Below are 19,342 nucleotides of genomic sequence, written 5' to 3'. Positions count from 1 at the left end.
ATGTAACCTCCTTTAACTTCTGCGAATCCAAATCATGCTGCCATCAGGAGTCTCTACAGAAGTCTTTACTCGTTTTTTCACTGGTGCATTATTTGTTCTAAGCCATATTGTTCTTATGTTATAAGGTTCAATATAACTGCAAACAACATCATAGCCATCAAACTGATCTGAAATACTAATATTAATCCAGTCAAAGCCATCCCATCGATACTCAATTCCTGATTCTTTAACCGTGACAACCCATCCTATTTGAGGGGTAGGGTAGGTGTTCAATAAATCGCTATATGTATAAACCATTGGCAGATATATTTTTCTGGTGTTTTCAACAACATACTCATAATCAGAGGTAGCTTGTCTACACCAGTTTGTAATTTCAATACAGCGTTTTGTAACACGCTCACATTCAGCAATTCGCTCATTCATTCGAATAATTGCATCTTCGGCTTCATCAATAAGCCCCTGAAGAGTTTCGACAACCATGTTTCCTTGGCGTTTAATCCAAATTCGAGAGGCAGGGAAGAAGGAGGCTCCTTCGCCACTATATTTGAATGTAAGCGATTTTCCTTCATTTGTAGCCTTGAAAAATACAACACCCATTAGGTAATCAACTTTAAAATAGTTGTTTTCAAGTTCACCATCTTCAATTTCTCGCCATTCTTTGTTATCGCCAATAACTTCGACCCGGAATTCACGGTTGGGAACTTCAGTTAGAAGAACTCTACCATTGTAAACCGTAAGTGATTCATTATATGTTAAGTAGGGATCTTCAACTGTTCCTTTTCTTTTTTTGCTTAAAATCGGATCGTTATATAGCTCAGCAAAATCAGTCAGATTAATCACCTCCATTAATTTTGTTGGTATGCTTCCCAAATATATTTGACGTTTAATTTATTTCCTCTACAATTAGCATCAGATCCAGTTACAAATAATTTGTCTCCCAAGGCACCATAACTTAAATCTCCTCCTATTAAAGAGAGTCCAGAAGAAGTTATTTGATATGCATAGCCTCCAGAAGAGCTTTCAATAACCAACTGGCTATCCTCAGAAGAGATAGGTGTAATCTTGACCATGTCTGGAGAAAAGGTGAGAGGGATTAGTTTGCTCGTAGTCCCATCACCAATATAAGTTCCTTTAGCAAACTTGGGTGTGACTGGAATGCTTTCAACTAGAGCATATTCTGAGGCTAATCTGCCACCTAATGATTCTGCATTCCCATCAATAGAGGCATTAATTACACCTGAGTCATTACGAACAGGTATAGAATTTGGAAAGTTAGTTGTTGATGCTATGTATCCGTTCAAGGAGTCTGCCGAGCCAGAGGAAGAGACAATCCATTGTTCGCCGTTAAAAAGCTCTTGTTTATTTGTTTTGGGATCAATCCAAATTGTTCCTGCCTCAGGGATTTCAGGCTTTGTTTCTGTAGAGATTGTATAGAGGCCATTAACTTTTCCACTAAGGCTTCCTTTAACTTCAACAGAAGGAGAAGGGAGGTAGGGGTTTTCAGAAGGATGATTCGATTTAACTATATCCGAAAGAAGAATCTGATTTATGTCTATATCCGCATCAACTCTTCGATAAGCTTGAACACCAATAGTGTAGAACATATTTGAAGGTAATCCCGTAAAAGTGGCTGTGCGTCTGTCATATTTAACATTTTGTAAGTTCTCGCTAGCTTGCACTGAGCCAAATGTGTACTCTTCATTGTCATCACTACCGTGCAAGTAAATCTCAAATCCATCGATGTTGTATTTGTCCTCATCGGAATCAACATAGTCCCACTGAATGGTAATATCAACTGACCCGTTATCATTTACCTTATGGGTAATTGCAGTGCCATCAGAAGCAATAGCAGGGGAGGCCGGCGGCACTGAAATTCTGTCATTTCGAATATTGAAGTTTTCAGTTGCTTTGTCCCATTCGATCTTTCTTTTATTTAGTTCAGTACTTATTTTGTTTGTTCTGTAAACAGTCTTTATGATTTTCTCAAAATCAGATTGAACTCTTTTTCCATTTGTAACTGTGACACTAATATTTGATTGTTCAAAATCAATTGTTATTGCTGAAAGTATGGCTTTAATATCGGTATTTAAATCATTCTGTTGAACTCGTACTATGTCTCCTAAACTGAGCCTATCCCAGTTATGTTTTTCACTAAGACAGTTAAAAAAGTTCACTATATCTAGTGTTACATTCACTGGCGGTGTATTGCGACTTTCAAGTTCTTCATTAGCATCATCATAAAGTTCATTCTCGTCATAGATGCTGTCATTTGACCATTCAGTTGTTGAAATGAAACGTGAGAGCAGTTTTTGCTGATTTTCACTAAAATTGTTCTCAAAAGAAAGCTTTTTTTTAAGCTTGGAAATTGAAGCAGATATTTGAGAAATTGTTGATTCAATCGTAGCAATTTGGTTTTTCTTTTCTACTACTGCTTTCTGCTTTATGGCGAGTTGAGCTTTCAGTTGACTTGTGTCATCTCCAGATTTCTTCGCAACTTCAATTCGATCTAATAGCTTTTGGACTTCAAGGTCAAGGGTGTAAAGCTCATTATTCAATTCGGTTAAACTAATTTCAGCTTCGTTCTTTTGTGTGAGGAGTTTATTAAACGCATTTCCTTCGTTATTAACAAGGTCATTGTAATCAAGAATTGCATGACAAAGTTCATCTGGCATATAGGCACTTTGGGAAATAACATTTCGTTGTTGGTCACGTTGAAAGGGGAAGAGGAAATAAGAAAAGTCATCAATGTAGGATTGTCCAGTTGGGTTCACTGAATTAATACCGATACCATCTTTTCCAGTAGCATATAGTCTTGTTATTAATTCATCTGCATCATCCGAATCGTCCATGCTAATCATATACAGTCGGGGGTTAAGTTTAAGGCCTTTGTATTTGGAAATGTCAGATTCTTTATAGAAGCTTACAGTTTCTTTTACTGTATCAAAGACTGGAATTGTATCGAACTTTTCGCAAATTGAATATAAGAAATCAAGCTTGTTAGTCGATGATACATCAAACTGTCTTCGTTTTATGTTAAAGAGAGTATCTATGTATCCAATCGTCCAGCTTGTATGTTTTAAGCAGTCTGTAACTACTTCCTGCAGGTTTTTAGACGTCTCCTCATATTTAAGAACGCTCATTCTGCTTAATTCATGTTGAAGTGACCTACATTCAACTTGTATTGTATCCATATCGCTACTGTGTGACTTAGTTCTTTTAGTAATAATAAACCAAACAGTAAGTCCGTAAAATTCAGTTTTAATTAAATACCAGGGTTTGAGTAAATCTACAACATGGTTTCTTTTAATTATGCCATCATAGGTTGCTTTAAGCGGAATAGAGAAGGAGAGTTCGTGCACGCTGCTTCCATGATTTAAAGTTACAGTTGGATTCAGAACTTCATCAATGTTGGCTATTTTAGTCTTGTCTGGCTTAGCAAGGGATAAGCGTATGTTTTTTATTTCTGTGTCCTTGCGAATAGTTATCAATTTTTCACCTTCTTATCGATACTTAAATCTGAAAGTGAATCTCACTTTGCATTTTCCGGTCACTTTTAATCGGTTTTTTCCGTAATCCAATCTAATATAATTGTCATTAAAATCATCATATCTTTCATTCCCATATAAAGACGATTCAATAATTTCTTTGACGCCATTCACTTTAACCATTTCTCTGTCTTTTAGATTGCTGAAAATAAAGGGGTCAGTATAATCACTTAGGTTCTCGATTTTCACATCGCCATCGCCAATTTTAAGAATTTCAACAGTGGGGTAAATCGCAACATCGCCTTTATTATGGAGTTCAATGATTTTCATTTCTGATGATATATCAAAGGAATGGGTACTTGTGTTTCGACTGTATGCATAAGGGGAGTTGCATTTCATTGTTAAACGAACATATCCATGTCTTGCCGCATTATGAACTAAATCACTTGTATCCACAGGCATTGCATAATATACAATGTCTAAATTTTCGCTGAATGCCAACGGTTTGTAATCATCGACATCTAGCCAGCGCTTAATTGCTCTTATTTTTTTCTCATCATAATTTTCACCAACATAAAAGTTTAAAGGGAATTGTTTTGATTCTCTTTTGACGCCTTCAGTGTACGGCTCTGATCTTCCTTTTACATAAGTTTCATTAACTGATCGTGAACCTAAAAAAGATTCCTCAACTAATCCAGACTCTGTATTAACGTTTTCCACACCGTAGTCGATCGACTTTACGTTATCAAACATGAAATATTGGCTCTGCCTAATCAATTTTTCACCCCCAATATAAATAGAGCCGGCAATCTTAGCCGACTCATGTGATGTTGAAATTTAGTCCAGTATTTTTAAGCCCATTTGCTAATTGTTTGTATACTAAGCTTGCAGTCTCTTTAGCATTACTAGCTTCTGTTACATTAATTGTGAATGAGTTCTGATTGTTTGATGTATTCCCTTGAGGTGTAGAAGGGGGTACAGTAGGGGTCGAGAAGTTCTTAAGAGTTGGAATTAAGCCTTTTGTTAGATTTGTTTGACTAGAAACTGCGGCGTTCATAGCAGGTGTTACAAGAGCAATACTCTTACTTAAAACATCAGAAATTTTACCAGGTTGACCCCATTTAGAGGCAGTCTTTACTGAGTTATCAGTGGACGTTTGACGAACTTGTTTTACAGCTTTCAGCATGTTTTCAGTATCTGTCTTGTTTAAAATAAGTTCCTTGTCATGTAAGAATGCAAGCTTTCCTGCTCCAAGCCCTGTGCCTGTATATCCACCAGAAGCAAATGATGACACCTTTTTACCTGTTGTATTTCCAGTTGTAACTGTATTTAAAGCATTGGCAGCGTCCTTAAGCTTATCAATCAAATTATTGGAGATACTTTTTCCAATAGACTTCATATTCTCGTTTATAAACTTGGTGAATTCATTAAGCTGTTTAGCGATATCAGTGATTTTACCATCCATGAGCTTATCTTCAAGCTTTTTGAATGCTCGTTCATCATTTACCAGGTCATCGTACTTGTTGTTGATTGACTCCTCGTCTTTTTCAAGCTGATCCTGAAGGGCTTCTTTACGTTTTGTGTTGCTACGGTCTTTAATATACTCATCCAAAGCTTCCTGTTGTTCTTGAAGCTGTTTCTCTAGGTCTTTGACTTGCGATTTAGCCTCAGAGGAGTCGTCCATGGAAAGCTTATTAATCTTATTTTTTGTTTCCTGTATTGCTTGGTTTTTCTCCTTCAATTCCTTCTGATACTTAGCTTCTTCGTCTTCTTTGTCAATCTCATCAATCAAGTCTTGTGTTGCTTTCTGATGCGCTTTTAACTCAATATCCCGCATCTTTTCGTACATTTCTTTATAGATTGACACAACTTCATCAGCTAAGGATTTATAGATATCCTTGATAGACTTTTTGGTGTTATAAAGCTCAAGATTGAAATCTTTCTGTTTATCTTTCCAGTTTTCGATTTCTTCAGTGATCTGTTCCTGAATGTCAGGGAAACCTTTCGCAGCTTTCTTTTGCTCTTCAAGCTGTTTGATATATTTTTTGGCTTCCTTTTGTTGTTGCTGAATGAGCTTTATCTGTTTGCTATAGTACTTAACCTTGTCTTCATCTTCTTCAGTCATTGAAATTTTGTTATCGACATCTTTAATTTTCCCTTGGGTTTTAGAAGATGACTTTTCAATTGACTTGAGTGTTTCATCAACTTTAGATTGAACAAGTTGTTTCTGTAGCTCACGTACCTGGTCTTGAACAGAAATTAAATCTAGCTTGGCTTGTTTAAGTTCTTCTCGAAGCTGAGCACGTTGAGCAGAATTCAATGCTTTATTTGTTTTTATTTCATTTTGAATCCAGTTAACTTTTTGTTGTTGAATTTTAGCTTGCTCTGCTACAGCTTTTTTCTGATCAGAGGTGTATTTGCGGAATTCCTTGCTGTCAGAAGTGTATCGGTTAGCCATTGATTCATCTTTAGCTATCCGAACATCAAAATCCCCAATTCTTTTATCAAACTCATCGAGTTTAGATTGAACTAGCTCATACTGAAGTTCTTGAATCTGATCATTGACTGAACTGATATCTCCTTGGAGGGAGAGAAGATCAGATTTAGCCTGTGCTATCCCTTGTTGCCGTTCTGCCTCAGCTTGTGACGCATCTGAAATAGAAGTTCCAATACCTTGCATGTACTTTTCAGGATCGATTGTTTTCCCATTTTGTTCGATTTGTAGATGAAGGTGGTTCCCAGTTGAGTTCCCTGTGCTACCAACTTTACCAATAGTTTGACCGGCTTTAACTGATTGACCTGCTTTTACAGAAGGAGTGTTAAGCATGTGCATGTACTTGGCAACTGTTCCATCATCCTGTTTAATAACAACCCAGTTACCTGCAGTTTTACTGTAGCCAGCAATTTGGACTTTACCACTTTGAAGAGATTTAATTGCTGTACCTGCTTTTGCAGCAAAATCAGTTCCTTTGTGTGGGGAGGAGCGGAGACCGGATTCCTGTTGTCCATATTTGGAGCTTACCCTAAAAGCGCTATTATTTGTATAATAGCTGGCGATTGAAGAAGTGGCAGAGGAGAGGGATTTGCTGTAGTTGGCCATAATCTTCTTAACATAATTCTGTGTTTCTTTAAAAGGAGGGATACCGCCATATTTAATTACGTTACCAGGCCCAGCATTATATGCAGCCAATGCTTTTTCAACATTACCGCCAAACTTTTCAAGCTGTTGGGCAAGATATTTGGTTCCACCCATAACATTTTGATAAGGATCGTAAGCGTTATTTACCCCTAATCTTTTTGCTGTTGCTGGCATCAGTTGCATTAGTCCCATAGCGCCTACGCCAGATCGTGCTTTAGCATTGAACCCTGATTCTTGCTGAATTACAGCTGCAATAAGGGCAGGGTCAACATTGTATTTACTAGCTGCAGAATTTATGTAGCTTGAATACTTTCCTGTATATGAGCCACCAGTTGAAGAGGAGGTTCCGCCAGATGAAGTTGTGGAGGTTACAATACCATATTGCGTAATGTTACCGGATTTAATTTGATCTTTAAGCAGCTTAGCTTGTTCCTGCATAAGCTTTTTCTTTTGTTGTAGAGCTTTTATCTCTTTTTTAATCGCATCTCTATATTTCTGAGAATACTTCGGATAATCATTGACCCGTTTGTTATACTTGTCAATTTCGGCATTAACTTTTTCTAATGCCTCCTTGTATTTATCAGCAACATACATTGAAGTTTTTACTTCTTCAGAAGCTTTTTCTGCAGATGAAGACATGCCTTCCATTGATGTGCCAGTCTCTGAAAGGGAAGAAGAGGCTAAATCAGCTAATTTATCAAGTTCTTTAAGTTGATCTGTAATATCAGTAACTTGATTTAAATCTTCTTGAGTTTTAGGAAGGTATTGAATTGCTCCACCATTACCTTTTTTCATTTCATCAAGAATTTTTTGCTTTTGTTTTTCAATATCTGACTTCATATTATAAGCATCTTGAACGGTCTTGATCGCTTTAACTTCAGATTTATACATATTAATCTTTTTGTTTAAAGCATTAGCTTGATTTATTAGATCCTGCTTAACAGACTGCTGCATATCATTGTACGCTTTTAGTTTTGTGTCACGAAGCTTAACAACTGCATTTCTATTTATTTTTACAACGCCATTTTCTACTGAAATAGCACCTGCAAGATCGTTTTCTTTCTGTATAAGCTTCATAGCTTCTGTAGCTGATAAACTTTTACCCTTCGCCATTTTCTCAAGTAATTCATTTAAAGGGGAGATGTTATCAGCCATAGCATTATAAGCATCATTTTGCATTGCCGAAATAGCTAAATCATTTTGTTTAGATTTAACAAGGTCACTTATAATAGAGCTAATTGCTTCAAAGTCACCTTTAGCATCTTTTAGCTTGTCAGACAGGGTGCCAATAGATTCTCCTAAAGCATCAACACCTTCTCCATTTTCGTCCCATGTTACTTTAGATGCTTCTGCTGAATTGTTTGCTGAGTCAATAGCATCTTTAAGATCTCCATAAGAGAGCACAAGACCATTATTTTTGTCTTTGCCACTCATAGCTTGATTTATAAGCAGTTCAAGCCCTTGTGAAGCTTTTGAGAAGTTATCTTTGTTGCCTGATTGAAGAGCTCTTTGTATCTCGTCCATATAGTTTGCTACATTAATCGAAAATGACTCAAGCTCATCAGGGTTCATTTTACTGAAATCAATTTTATTAAATGCATCATTAATTTGTTTAGAGAGGTTTGGATTGATCTTTACTGAGTTGAACGCATCGACAGTTTGAAGTACTTGTTCTCTGATTTTAGCCTGGGAGCTAGACAGTTCCTGTTCAGTGCGTAGAGCGTCTTGTTCAGCTTTAATCCCTTGGTTCTTTTTATCATTATCTGAAGAAAAAATATCCCAGCTTTTTCCGTCTTTATAATAATCAGCAATTTGTTTATACTGCTCAATTTTATCATTTAGCTTTTCAATATCTTTTAAACTCTCTTTAAAGTTGCTTTTTGCACCAGTCTTAATATCTTCTTTATTAAGATCTGCTAGTTCTTTAGTATATTGAATAGCTTCTTTTAGAGCGTCATTGTTTTTGATTATTGCTTGACCTTGTGAATCGTATCCTGCAATTAAATTTGGGAAAGTCTGAGCTAGTTGTTGTGTAACTTGAAGGTATTCTTGCTCTTTTTCAGAACTAAGGGTTCCAGATTCCTTTGCTTTTTGTAATTCTTTGTATTGAGCAATTAACTTATCCGTTGAGTCTTTGTTTGTTGTTATAGCTTCAATACTTGTTATCTTAGCTTGTTCGAAATCTTCTCGAGCTTGTTTTAATTTGGAGTATGAGGATATTAGCTTCTCAATAACAACACCAAAGGCCATCATTGCTGCCATAGGTAGGAAGCTACCAGCTAAGAAAGCTCCAGTAGTCATTGCGGCCTTTTTTAAGCTTGTGATTGAAGTTGAAAAAGCAGCGGTGATTTTACTCCAAATTGCTGTTTTGGCTGAAGCTGCTGTCACTCCAACCGTAAAAGTATTAAAATTAAGAATAAGATTTTTTAGAGCTGCACCCATTGCAGTGCCTGAAGTTAAAGCACTTGCACGAAGTGAAGAGTTAAATAATATAACTGAAGCTGTTGCTGCTCCAAATACTTGTGGAAGTAATCCAACGGACTTGGTTACTTGCGCACTTAATTGCATCAAACTTTTTAATGCATCTGCGAACACTACGATACTATCAGATATTAACGCTTCACCTGATGCCACAGACATTTCTGTAAAAGCATTGGATAAACGATTGACTCTAGCTTGCAAGCTATCGGCATATTTTTGTTGTTCTTTCCATGAGCTACCGACTGAATTAGTGGCAGTATTAGCGGCACTTTGGGCAATGGAGAAGTTATTCATCATTGCGTTAAAACGAGACAATTGATAAATACCCGCAACGCCTATTGATGTATTTTGTTTTTGGGCATCAGAGAGCGTGTCCCATTTTTCAGCGAGTTCATCAATTAATTCACTTGAAGACTTAGCTTCACCACCAGCTGTTTTTACTGAGATACCGATCTGTTCTAATGCTTTGATTGAACTCTGGTTATTACCAATACGAGCAAAAATCGTCTTTAATGAGTTACCAACAATATTCCCGGATTCACGAGTAGTACTAGCAATTGCTGTTGTATACCCAATTAAGTCGTTTAATTCTACACCGAAAGTAGAAGCTGTAGAGCCTGCCTTTCTAATACTGTTTGCAAGATCTAAGGTACTTACTGCATAATTGTTATCGACTTCATTCAACTTATCCGCAATCGATATAGAATCACCGGCTGCTACATTAAAGTTAAGCATTGCTGCTGTTAAAGTGTTTACTGTATCAGTAGGATTTAAATCTGAGATGTTCTGTAATATTTGAGCAGTTTTAGTTACGTCACCAAGTTCAGATTCATCATATCCCATTCTCCCAAATGAACCAGTGATTTCAAGTATATCTGAAATTTTATTTGAAAGCTGATCACCTAGAGCAATTGAAGACTTAAGGAGTTCATTAAACTTGTAATCAGGCTCGTTCATAACCCGGCGAATATTAGTCATAAGTGTGTCAATCTGAATAACCTGATCCACCATCGATTTCAATGCTTGAATGCCCGAATAGAATATTGTCCCACTCAGAAAATATGCGGGCATACGGCTGAATGACTGTGTTAATTGTTCCCCAAAACCTGAAACATTGCTAGAGGCAGAGGATGCATTTGCAGATACTTCTCTGAATTGCATGTTTAGATTCTGCATCTGTGTTCTTAAATTAGGAGTTCTTGCCGAGAGTTGGTTTACTGAGTTGAGATAATTCTGCAGGACAGAGGAGTTAGCAGTGCTAAGTGAACTGCCGTAACGAGTATTGAGGTTTTGAACATTTATTTGCGCTTGACGTTGATATAATTGAACTTGATGCTCAAGTTCTTTTGTTTTTGCTTTAGCGGTGGATGAATCATCAAGACGCTTAATACGGTTAGCAATTTGATCAATATGAGAAGCTGTTTGTGCACCATTAATTGAAGTCGAGAGACGAGTGAGCACTTGGGAAGAGACTAGTCCTTTTTCTCTCAACTTTTCTAGGCTCTGGTTTAGTTGTTCAACTGCTTTCCGTTGCTGATCATAATTAGTTGTAGTTCTTGATGAAGTTGCATTAGTTTTAGGGTCAGTCGTATAAACAATGTCTTCAAAACCGTTACGATTTTTCTGTACAACCTTAGTGGTTTGACCCTGTAAGTTCTTTTGTTCGGTCTTTTTTTGTACTTGACCTAGTTTTTCAGTAGCTTGAGCGAGTTTGTTAATCTCTTGAGTTTCTTGCCTTAGAGCAGCATTACGATTATTGATTATTTTCGTTTCACGTTGAAGAATCTCACCGTTTTTCTTGTATTGCTGGGTGAGCTTTTCAACTGATCCATCAGCATTCTTAATTACTGTGGACGTTTCTTTTACTGTTTGATTATAAGAGCTTAGATTTTTTTGATACGCATCTACAGCAGAAGAGAATTCTTGCAGAGCTTTTAAGGTTTTAGAATCAATATTTGTGTTGAGTTTGAGGGAGTTAAGCTTTTTTTCTAAAGATTTGATTTGCTGATTTAACTGTTCGACAGTTTTTGATGACGTATCAGCTTGCGGGGTTAATATGATTTTGAGGTTTTGACTCAAGTAAGAATCACTTCCTTTCAGTAGGGGAGGGAGGAAAATAAAAAAGCCACTCAGCTATTGAGCGACTTTACTCCCTTTGCGTATTGCTATTTCCATAATCCCTTGCCAAATTTCAACATTCGATAAGGCTTCTTTAACTTTTTGGTCATCTTGTTTAAATCCTTTAGTATTTTCTAAACCAAGATCATTTTTACTTGGCAAAAATTCTAGTTTAAATATAGGATTTGAAAAATCATCAAGTTTTAATTTAAGGTCAATTTTTCTAAATTGTTTCGACTCAGTTCTGTTTGATGATAACCCTCCAATAAGAGCACCAATACCGCCTGCAGCAAGCCCGCCGACAACTGTACCTGCCATTTGACTACCTCTAGATACAGTTGATATTGAAGTATCATCAATAGAAATTTCAGCTTCAATAATTTTATCGAATGGAATAACCATTTCTTCAAGATCATTGTTTGATTTAAACTGATGAACAATAAACTTATTTTCAGACTCTTTTAAAGTTAATTTTTTATTTTTATCGGGATTGAGAACATATCTGTGCTGGGAAGAGAAGTTCCCGGCAGATTCAATTTTGTTTAACCTTTGTTTTTCCTCCTCTTTTTGTTTATCTATACCAAGAGATCCAATTATAAAAAAAGCTCCAATCCCCAAAACCAAAATAATTGCCCAAATCATTTAACCACCGCCGGTATCATTTACCTGCATTATACCATGTTTCCAAAAGTATAGGACTGATATGAGATGGCCAGAGCGACAAAAAGCACCACATAAAAAGGATCTAATTATGCTGAGGTTTACGGCAGAGGGAATCTCTACTTTGGTCTCGAAATTAATGGTTATGGCTTGGTAGTCAAAGATCAATATATATAAGTTAATTTAACCGGCAATAAAAAAGGAACAATTAGTAAGAAAACAAGCGTAAAATAAACAAAGGAGCTGATGTTTTATGAAACAGTTTTTTCTTTCTAGATCCTTCACATTGTCTTTTCTGTTTTTCGCTTTGTTTTTCGGTTTCCAAATAAACACTGATGGATTACAAGTCAGTTCAATTTTGAATTTGTTATTGGTTAGTTTGATTTGTTCATTGGTGTTCACCTTTGTCGTACGATTATTCAAAAACAAAAGACCCGTAACGAATTAGCAGTATAATTTTTAACTAAATAAAAGAGGAACGCTCAATGCATTCCTCTTTCTCATTTTATATTTAGTTTTCGTGCTCATATAATATGTAATAATCACCTTAAATAATTGATTTGCCGTTTTCATTTCTTAAAAAATAACATATGTGACACCTCTACCAATTATCCGAGAATACGGAAAAATTATGGGGCGTTGTTTTTTTATTTTTTAGAAGCTAATCTTATATCCTTAAATAATTGGGGTTCTTCAATAGAGAATACTTCGTTAATGCTTTGTTCGATAATATTGTATGGATTAGCACTGTAGGAAAGAGGGTTTACATTACGCTGGAAATCATTAAAGATAAGTTCAGCTTTTTGTACATAAATCAAACAACAATTTTTATATTTCATGCCACTTTTACAGACACATCTTTCATTTCTTTTTAGATTCTTATACTTACGAAAACGAAAAGATGTAAAAAATTCATAAGATGTTAGATCTTCTTCATAAAAAAACACTTCTTTTTTAACTTTAAACTCTTTATATCCAGAATTATAATGGGCAAATGAACCGACTGGATTCACCTCGTTAAATCTATCCAATACTCTTGTTAATGCCTCATCATTACAACTGATGCACTTTTGATAAGAGTTATTTAGAATAGCCACGTTTATTTCAAATGTTTGACTTTCATTTAGAGTGCATAGTTGCTCTTTTTTTATATAATTTGGCTTTTTCCCATTGTAAAAGACAAAATAAAACCGACTAGAGATTGGGATTAGTATTATTACATCTTTAAGACCCATATGTCTGTTTGTAATATTTAAAAAACGACTTTTAGCTGAAAGTGCTGCTGTACTGATGTATTGATCACTTAGAATAAAATCATTTTTATCATTTTTTATTATTGACCACTCGTAATTATTCACTATCATTGTTTTAAGATCATTTAAATATTTAAAATTGATTATCTTTTTTATCAAAAGTTCTATTTTTTCATCACTTTTAACTAGCCCATATTGAGAAGTGAACTCATGAAGTAGGGCACCACTTCTATAATAGAATACTAATAATTCTATAAAGATAGAGCAAACCAATTCATAAACTAATCTTGTATTACTCATTTCCTTTTCTAGCTCATTAACAATTTTTTTTAATGTAGGTGCCACTTTGCTTTCCAATTTGCTGAAATATTTTTCAAGGAGATTTTGCTCAAGTTTATTATGCTCATAAGTATACTTAGAGCTCATCGAGCGGTTGATATTGATAGGATATGCTTTCTTGTGCTTTAGTTGGCATTCCACTACTTGTTTTTTTTCATTGGCGAAGTTCCTTAGTATAAATTCTGAAACATAATGTTGATTCTTTACAATATTCTTTGACATTGCTGACATCCTCGCTAAATTATTTTCAAATAAGATAATTCGATAAAATAGGAGGATACTCCTTTTTTGTGTAGAACATTCTATGCTTAAGCAAAATTCCTCTACTGAGGAATCTTGATTCTGCATAAAAGAGGGATTTTAACTAAACAAATATTTGATTCTTTTCTTCTTCAAAATCCCGTAAATCATAGTGCTTGATTGTTGTTGAGACATCTTCATGATGAGCTACATATTTGCTTATCAATTCGATTTTGATTTTCTTAACTTCTAGGAGATAAGTGATACATGAGGCCTTAAAGAGGTGAGGATTAATACGGCGGCCAAGGATGTCTGATAATACATCAGAGCAAAAATAATCAGCCCAAGACTCTGACATCTGTTTAGGTTCTCCGCCATACTGAGTAGTGAAGAGATATTCATGATCATAACCACGTTTTTCATGCCACAATCGAAGGTACTCCAATGCTTCTGTGTTAATCATGTACTCAAGAGGCTTTCCTTCGCCTTTACCTTTTCCAAATACCTTATGACTCATCACATATGACTGACCCTCTAGAATAGGGTAATCTAATATTTCTGTTTTTAATTGTATAAGTTCTGCTCTTCGTCCGCCAACATTAAAGGCAGTAGCAAGCCATGCCATCCCCAAATAGTTTTCATCTTCTTTTAGGGCGTTCATCATAAGCTTATAATCATCATATGTAACTTTTACTTTTTCATATGTAGTTGTTTTTGGTATAGCTGGGAGTCCACGAGTGAAGTTTCTAAATTTCTCATAATTCTGATCATCTTCTGAAACAACATTTTCAATATAATTATTTAACGAGGATACACCGGCTTTTTTGAGGGCAATCCCACTTGAAGACATACCACGATTCTTTAAGAAACTTTGATACCTAATGAAATCACGCTTTGAAATCTTATAAAGCTTTTTCCCGTTAAGAGAGGTATGTACCCACCAAAAGAATTGACGAAGGGAGGAGTAATATTGTTTTCGTGTTTTATCTCTAAACGAGTGAGCATCTAAAAACTCTTGAACCAGGTTTCTATGTTCCTCGTCAACTTGCTCCCACATTGATTCCGTGACCTCAGGAAGCTTTACTGCTCGAGATCTGAGCATATTCTTTTCAATTGATTTGGTCATTAATTCACCACCATTAGTATATTTTAATACCGTCTACTTTTAAATCTCTTTTTAATGCCTCTGTTAACCGTCCATCTTTTAGAGTCTCGGCAGTATTCTTCATAACAGGACGAGGTTTACCGTAGCCATATCCATATGAATCAGGGTAAGTATAACCTTGTCCGGTTTCAATAACTGTAACAACATCTTTCCCATCATCTTCTCTAATATTGTCCAAGGATACCCCGTTACTCTCGTTTGCGGTTATAAAAGCGTCTTTAAGCTTTCCTGTGCGTTCATAGAGTAGGGGGCTATAGTTTCCGTAAACATCTTCTTCAACATGATCTTGACCTGTTTTGGTCATGACTTGCTTAACGTTAGAGGAAGATTTATGTATAGACTGAATTGCAGCTTGTTCAACCATAGCTTTGATTTCTTTTATGTTTTTCGCCATTACTGTGGATCAGTGTTACTTTCAATCTCTTCGACCTTCTGAAGGATAAGATTATTTGCTTCTTCCTGAGATCTTTTTGATAACTCATCTATGTTTTGTTGCAGCATTACAGTGGCTTTACCCAGTTTTTCTAAACTCTCTTTAGGGAAGCTATTGATAATTAAAGGGAAGAATTCTGAGTCTACGAGTTTAAGATACCATTTGACTTTATTTTTAATGTCATTTGGAATGCCCAAGTCCGTAAACTCTTTAATTAGTGAAAAGAATGCCCACTGAACTTGATTTATATCCTTAAATGATTTAATTCCTACTTCTTTTGCTTCTTCTTGATCAGAAATCAATCCGGATAACATTTTTGTCAATCGAGAAGGAGAGAAGTATGGATAGATGAATACATGTACGTCACCAGTTAATTGGACTTTTTCTTTCTTGTCATACTTATTGACACTTTCCTCGATTAAACCTAAATTCAACTTTTTTGATGCCATTTATTATCCTCCTTTAATATCCTTGAAATAATAAAAATACCTAGTTGAAAGGCAACTGGAATTTTAGCTGTTAATATGTAGCCTTATTGCTGAATGTCTTCATTAGTTATGGCTTCATATTCTTGCACTGAAATTAACCCTTTCTCAACTCCAAGGGCTAATTCGTCTTTAGATATATCATTGTATCCATAAGCGATTTTTACTTCCTCTGTATTTGCCCATTCTTGATTTAGCGCTATAACCCAAAAGTTCATGATGAGCTAGTTCCTTTCAATTGCAATAGTTCTAGCTTGGTCTTCGTTAATTGCTTCCCAATATCTACAACTAGATTGTTTAACTCTAATTCCGTGGATACTGAAGTATTGTTGTTGCATAATGTATCAATGTATTCCTGTGAAGCGGATTCATACCATTTGCCAGTTTCCTCGTTAAGTTTCGCCTTGAAAAGTCCACTTTCAGGTTGTATATCTGTATAACCAGCGGGAATCTCAGCATTGTCTTTAATTTCGATTTCTTCACCAGGAAGCCAAAGTAAATTTTCATCATATTTATATAATTTTTTCATTTAACACCTTCCTAAACTCGGAAAATAGCATCTAACCTAACATAAGAGTTTCCAGCTTCAACACTTTCAATTGTGACAGTCCCGTCTGTGCCTATTGATATCCTTGCAATAGAAGGGGAAGAGGAGCCTGTTGAATTAGAGGAGATAAAGTTAAAAGCTTGGGAAGGACGATAGCCACTTGGGAGCGTAAAAACAGCTGTATTAATTGCACCATCTTTTGTAGCACCTCTAATATAGACGTTACCTAAGAAATCAATCCCATATTGCACGTCAGCGCTACCATTGTAATGCTTCCAACCATTTTGCAATGTAGCTGTATTCCATGTGAATGAAAGGTCAGCTGTATCAATTAGCCGGCGCCATATTTTCCATCCATTGCTTTGTGTGTTTCTCCAGGTCGTTCCATCATTACCCATACCTAAAACTTCACTAATTCCGTCTTGACCAATTTGAAGACCACGTAATGAGACAGTTCCATTGGGATTATTTGTTGTAGTTGAGTTTGTATAAAAGGTTGATGTTCTTGCGTTCGTTAACTCAGTAAACATATCCTTATTAGCTAACCCTAATTTATGTGATCCTGAGTCAGATGAAATTTTATACAGCTGTGCATTATTCCATTTTGTTTTATCATCAGCCGTAACATGTCTATTGATGTCAGTGTTGTGAGTGTCAAAGTCACCTTTAGATGCTTGCTGGACATTGTCAACTAAATCTAGACCAACTTGACTCTTTGTGACATTATGAGGGTTCGAAGTATTTTCAGTGTGGGTCTTTAATTCAGAGTTCTGCTGTTCCATGAAGAGGTTTATTTGGTCAGTTAAGTTCTTCTCGTGGTTGACCATATGTTTTTCTGTTTGGGTAAAATTTTCTTTTAGGTTGTTAATTTGCACGTTGTTCTGTTTTAACTGTCCAATGAATTCACTATTGCTCAAATTAGCTCACCGCAGTTCCTTTGATTGTTATGTCTCCATTAGTTGAAACCACCTCAAAACATACTTTGAAGAGTCCACTAATATCGAAATCCCAATACTCATTTGCGGATAAGGTGCTTGTAGATAGCTGGAAGTCAGTTCTATTGACTCCGCATAATGCTGTTTTCTCGCCCTTTTCATCAACTGCATAAAACTTTATTTCTCTTGACGTAGAGGAACCAGAGATCTTAACAGTAAGTGTCTGAAAATGACCCACTACAAATTCTTCACCTTCAGACGGGGCAGTTGTTGCTTCATGAAAAGTAAATGAAGTTTTGTCTGGAATCGTTATGACGACATTTTCAGTCGTTTCTGTCAACAACTCCACCTCCTTAATTTGTATAAAAACTGTCTTTTATCTAGAAAAACAAGAGGGGAGGACTTATTCAAAAAGCCCATCCTCTTGTAGCTTTTTCCATATACCTTCCCAAGCTGGGGTAGAAGAAGGGGATGACTCAAGCGAACTTAAAGGTTCGTACTCATTGAAGTCGCCTTCAAAGCGTTGCTTGAAATCATCAACACTGATATAGGATCCATCTGATAGCACTAGGAATTTTTGTTCCAAACCATCAAATTGTTTGAACAGACCACATACTTCATCAAATGTCATTATTCCATCCCCCAAACAACGATTTTTAACCCAGTTAGATCAACTGTGCCGGCTGCTTTAACTGTCAGATATATTTTTGGAGCAGTGAAAGTTAATTGTTTTTGCAAAGGATAGTTCTGAACAAAGGCAATGCTGTTAAAAAGAACAGAACTATCATTACCTGATGTAGTTGCAGAATAATATGGGATGTTTTTCGGTACGGAATAAATACTTGCTAAAACTTTGCTGTTTGAGCTGTCTGTTTGAGTTGTGTACATAGCAACACCGTAAGTTCTGAAAACACCAAGTGAATCGATTAGATCAACTGTATAAGACTTAGTTGCACCTGTAGCTACGGTATCAGCATCAGTAACAACAAATTCAGAATAGGATTTTTGAACTTGGGTTTTAATTGCTGCAGTGTTTTTAACCAAAACAGGGACAGAAGCCGTATTAGTTATATTTACATCAAGTGCAGTGTTGGCCACATTAACATTAAGAGGCTGGTCATTATTGAGACCAACCTCCAAGGGGACAGTGGAACGTTCAATTGATACAGCTGTTATGGGATTACCTGTCCCATCATCTTTTGCAGAGGTGTATTTATCACCGTCCTGGTTTAAAAAAGCAATAATAAACGCCTCCTTAATTATTCAGTTGTTCCGCCAAGATCTGAGCTTTGAGTTGAACCTGTTGTATCCTCAACCGGAGCTGCGGTATTTTCATCTCTACTTGCTTCGATTACTACAGCCATTTCGTCTGTATCTGTATCTGCTAACGCTTCAAACTTAATTTCAGGTGCTAAAGCATTTCCATTTTCTAATGACATTTCAAATTCCCCTGAAGGAGAAACATTAGGGAACTGGATATAGATGTCACTGTAAACTTCTTCTGTATCAGGGTTATAAGCAATGGTGCGATATTCAACTTCATATCGTTCTGAGAACTTGCTGGCTTTAATGGCTAAACGTCTACCGACTTTTTCAATTTGATACACAGCTGTTAGTTTGTCTTTAGCAGCCGCAAATGCTGTTGGAATTGTATATGTGCCATCAGTTGAAACAGCAATCTTATATGTTAAACCTTTTTTGTTATAGAAAGTAACATCGCTTACAGGTTTTCCTTTTAGAGTAACTTTGTTTGTATCATCTACAATCAGTCCATGTTCTCTATCGAAAACCTTTACTTTTGTTTCTTCCTGAATTGTTTCACCCTGTGTCATTGCAAGCCATTCTAAATCAAAGAAAGCATTTTTGACAGTTAGGTTAATTTCCTTCTCAGATTTAAGAATGTAAAGTGGTTTATTTCCGATTCCACCTCTGAGTTTTTCTTCGGAGATTGCTTGGGAGAATGATGCTGTTTGTGCCTCGGCTGTGAATACAAGCTTACCGTCAGATTTTCGTTTAAAATAAACGTCAGCTGTATCTTGAATAACTGTTTTCATCTAATTGT

At 36.0% G+C, this 19,342-nt stretch carries 16 protein-coding genes; all 16 read right to left on the bottom strand.

Annotated elements, in window-relative coordinates; genetic code table 11:
• Positions 1-12 precede the first annotated feature (12 nt).
• The 16 genes from BV11031_RS09155 to BV11031_RS09080 all read right to left on the bottom strand — a co-directional run bounded on the left by BV11031_RS09155 (position 13) and on the right by BV11031_RS09080 (position 19,334).
• Positions 13-846 carry a hypothetical protein gene (locus tag BV11031_RS09155; RefSeq protein WP_010328133.1) on the bottom strand — a complete coding sequence of 278 codons (834 nt, stop codon included), beginning with the start codon at positions 844-846 and terminating at the stop codon, positions 13-15.
• A complete protein-coding gene (locus BV11031_RS09150) occupies positions 846-3,488 on the bottom strand; it encodes a DUF7359 domain-containing protein (protein ID WP_010328132.1) in 2,643 nt (880 codons plus the stop codon). Before BV11031_RS09150 ends, BV11031_RS09155 begins: the two co-directional genes overlap by 1 nt.
• 12 nt (positions 3,489-3,500) lie before the next feature.
• Positions 3,501-4,262, bottom strand: coding sequence for a distal tail protein Dit (locus BV11031_RS09145; protein ID WP_010328131.1), 762 nt, complete (start codon positions 4,260-4,262; stop codon positions 3,501-3,503).
• 43 nt (positions 4,263-4,305) lie between these two features.
• A complete protein-coding gene (locus BV11031_RS09140; RefSeq protein ID WP_010328130.1) occupies positions 4,306-11,184 on the bottom strand; it encodes a phage tail tape measure protein in 6,879 nt (2,292 codons plus the stop codon).
• 54 nt (positions 11,185-11,238) lie between these two features.
• Positions 11,239-11,865, bottom strand: coding sequence for a hypothetical protein (locus tag BV11031_RS09135; protein ID WP_010328129.1), 627 nt, complete (start codon positions 11,863-11,865; stop codon positions 11,239-11,241).
• A 665-nt stretch (positions 11,866-12,530) separates the two neighbouring features.
• A complete protein-coding gene (locus BV11031_RS09130; protein WP_164998436.1) occupies positions 12,531-13,697 on the bottom strand; it encodes a DUF4238 domain-containing protein in 1,167 nt (388 codons plus the stop codon).
• 142 nt (positions 13,698-13,839) lie between these two features.
• Positions 13,840-14,841, bottom strand: coding sequence for a tyrosine-type recombinase/integrase (locus tag BV11031_RS09125; protein ID WP_010328126.1), 1,002 nt, complete (start codon positions 14,839-14,841; stop codon positions 13,840-13,842).
• Positions 14,842-14,854: 13 nt separating this feature from the next.
• On the bottom strand, positions 14,855-15,274 hold the full coding sequence (locus BV11031_RS09120; RefSeq protein WP_010328125.1) for a hypothetical protein: 420 nt from the start codon (positions 15,272-15,274) through the stop codon (positions 14,855-14,857).
• A complete protein-coding gene (locus BV11031_RS09115) occupies positions 15,274-15,762 on the bottom strand; it encodes a hypothetical protein (RefSeq protein ID WP_010328124.1) in 489 nt (162 codons plus the stop codon). The genes BV11031_RS09120 and BV11031_RS09115 overlap by 1 nt, the downstream gene beginning before the upstream one ends.
• An 83-nt stretch (positions 15,763-15,845) precedes the next feature.
• The gene (locus BV11031_RS09110; RefSeq protein ID WP_010328123.1) at positions 15,846-16,016 is read right to left on the bottom strand and encodes an XkdX family protein; all 171 of its coding nucleotides are present in this window, start codon (positions 16,014-16,016) and stop codon (positions 15,846-15,848) included.
• Positions 16,013-16,327, bottom strand: a complete 315-nt coding sequence (locus BV11031_RS09105; RefSeq protein ID WP_010328122.1) for a YomQ N-terminal domain-containing protein — start codon at positions 16,325-16,327, stop codon at positions 16,013-16,015. Before BV11031_RS09105 ends, BV11031_RS09110 begins: the two co-directional genes overlap by 4 nt.
• 11 nt (positions 16,328-16,338) lie before the next feature.
• Entirely contained in the window at positions 16,339-17,262 is a 924-nt protein-coding gene (locus tag BV11031_RS09100) for a hypothetical protein (protein ID WP_010328121.1), read from the bottom strand.
• Position 17,263: 1 nt separating this feature from the next.
• Positions 17,264-17,620 (bottom strand): hypothetical protein, encoded by a 357-nt coding sequence (locus tag BV11031_RS09095; protein ID WP_010328120.1) that lies wholly within the window; start codon positions 17,618-17,620, stop codon positions 17,264-17,266.
• A gap of 63 nt (positions 17,621-17,683) precedes the next feature.
• On the bottom strand, positions 17,684-17,911 hold the full coding sequence (locus tag BV11031_RS09090; RefSeq protein ID WP_010328119.1) for a hypothetical protein: 228 nt from the start codon (positions 17,909-17,911) through the stop codon (positions 17,684-17,686).
• Complete coding sequence (locus BV11031_RS09085) at positions 17,911-18,522, bottom strand: hypothetical protein (RefSeq protein ID WP_082246282.1); 612 nt, start codon at positions 18,520-18,522, stop codon at positions 17,911-17,913. The genes BV11031_RS09090 and BV11031_RS09085 overlap by 1 nt, the downstream gene beginning before the upstream one ends.
• Positions 18,523-18,539: 17 nt before the next feature.
• Positions 18,540-19,334 carry a hypothetical protein gene (locus BV11031_RS09080; RefSeq protein ID WP_010328117.1) on the bottom strand — a complete coding sequence of 265 codons (795 nt, stop codon included), beginning with the start codon at positions 19,332-19,334 and terminating at the stop codon, positions 18,540-18,542.
• Between the last annotated feature and the right edge of the window lie 8 nt (positions 19,335-19,342).

Origin of the sequence: Bacillus vallismortis (assembly GCF_004116955.1) — a bacterium.
In the GTDB taxonomy this organism is placed as follows: Bacteria; Bacillota; Bacilli; order Bacillales; family Bacillaceae; genus Bacillus; species Bacillus vallismortis.
Note: the sequence above shows the minus strand (reverse complement) of the source record. Positions and strands in the feature narration are given on the sequence as shown.

Excerpts from the sequence above, each read along its gene's own strand:
- BV11031_RS09125 (WP_010328126.1), bottom strand. The coding sequence starts at position 14,841 with ATGACCAAATCAATTGAAAAGAATATGCTCAGATCTCGAGCAGTAAAG.
- BV11031_RS09155 (WP_010328133.1), bottom strand. The coding sequence starts at position 846 with ATGGAGGTGATTAATCTGACTGATTTTGCTGAGCTATATAACGATCCG.
- BV11031_RS09135 (WP_010328129.1), bottom strand. The coding sequence starts at position 11,865 with ATGATTTGGGCAATTATTTTGGTTTTGGGGATTGGAGCTTTTTTTATA.
- BV11031_RS09120 (WP_010328125.1), bottom strand. The coding sequence starts at position 15,274 with ATGGCGAAAAACATAAAAGAAATCAAAGCTATGGTTGAACAAGCTGCA.
- BV11031_RS09110 (WP_010328123.1), bottom strand. The coding sequence starts at position 16,016 with ATGAACTTTTGGGTTATAGCGCTAAATCAAGAATGGGCAAATACAGAG.
- BV11031_RS09105 (WP_010328122.1), bottom strand. The coding sequence starts at position 16,327 with ATGAAAAAATTATATAAATATGATGAAAATTTACTTTGGCTTCCTGGT.
- BV11031_RS09115 (WP_010328124.1), bottom strand. The coding sequence starts at position 15,762 with ATGGCATCAAAAAAGTTGAATTTAGGTTTAATCGAGGAAAGTGTCAAT.
- BV11031_RS09080 (WP_010328117.1), bottom strand. The coding sequence starts at position 19,334 with ATGAAAACAGTTATTCAAGATACAGCTGACGTTTATTTTAAACGAAAA.
- BV11031_RS09130 (WP_164998436.1), bottom strand. The coding sequence starts at position 13,697 with ATGTCAAAGAATATTGTAAAGAATCAACATTATGTTTCAGAATTTATA.
- BV11031_RS09090 (WP_010328119.1), bottom strand. The coding sequence starts at position 17,911 with ATGACATTTGATGAAGTATGTGGTCTGTTCAAACAATTTGATGGTTTG.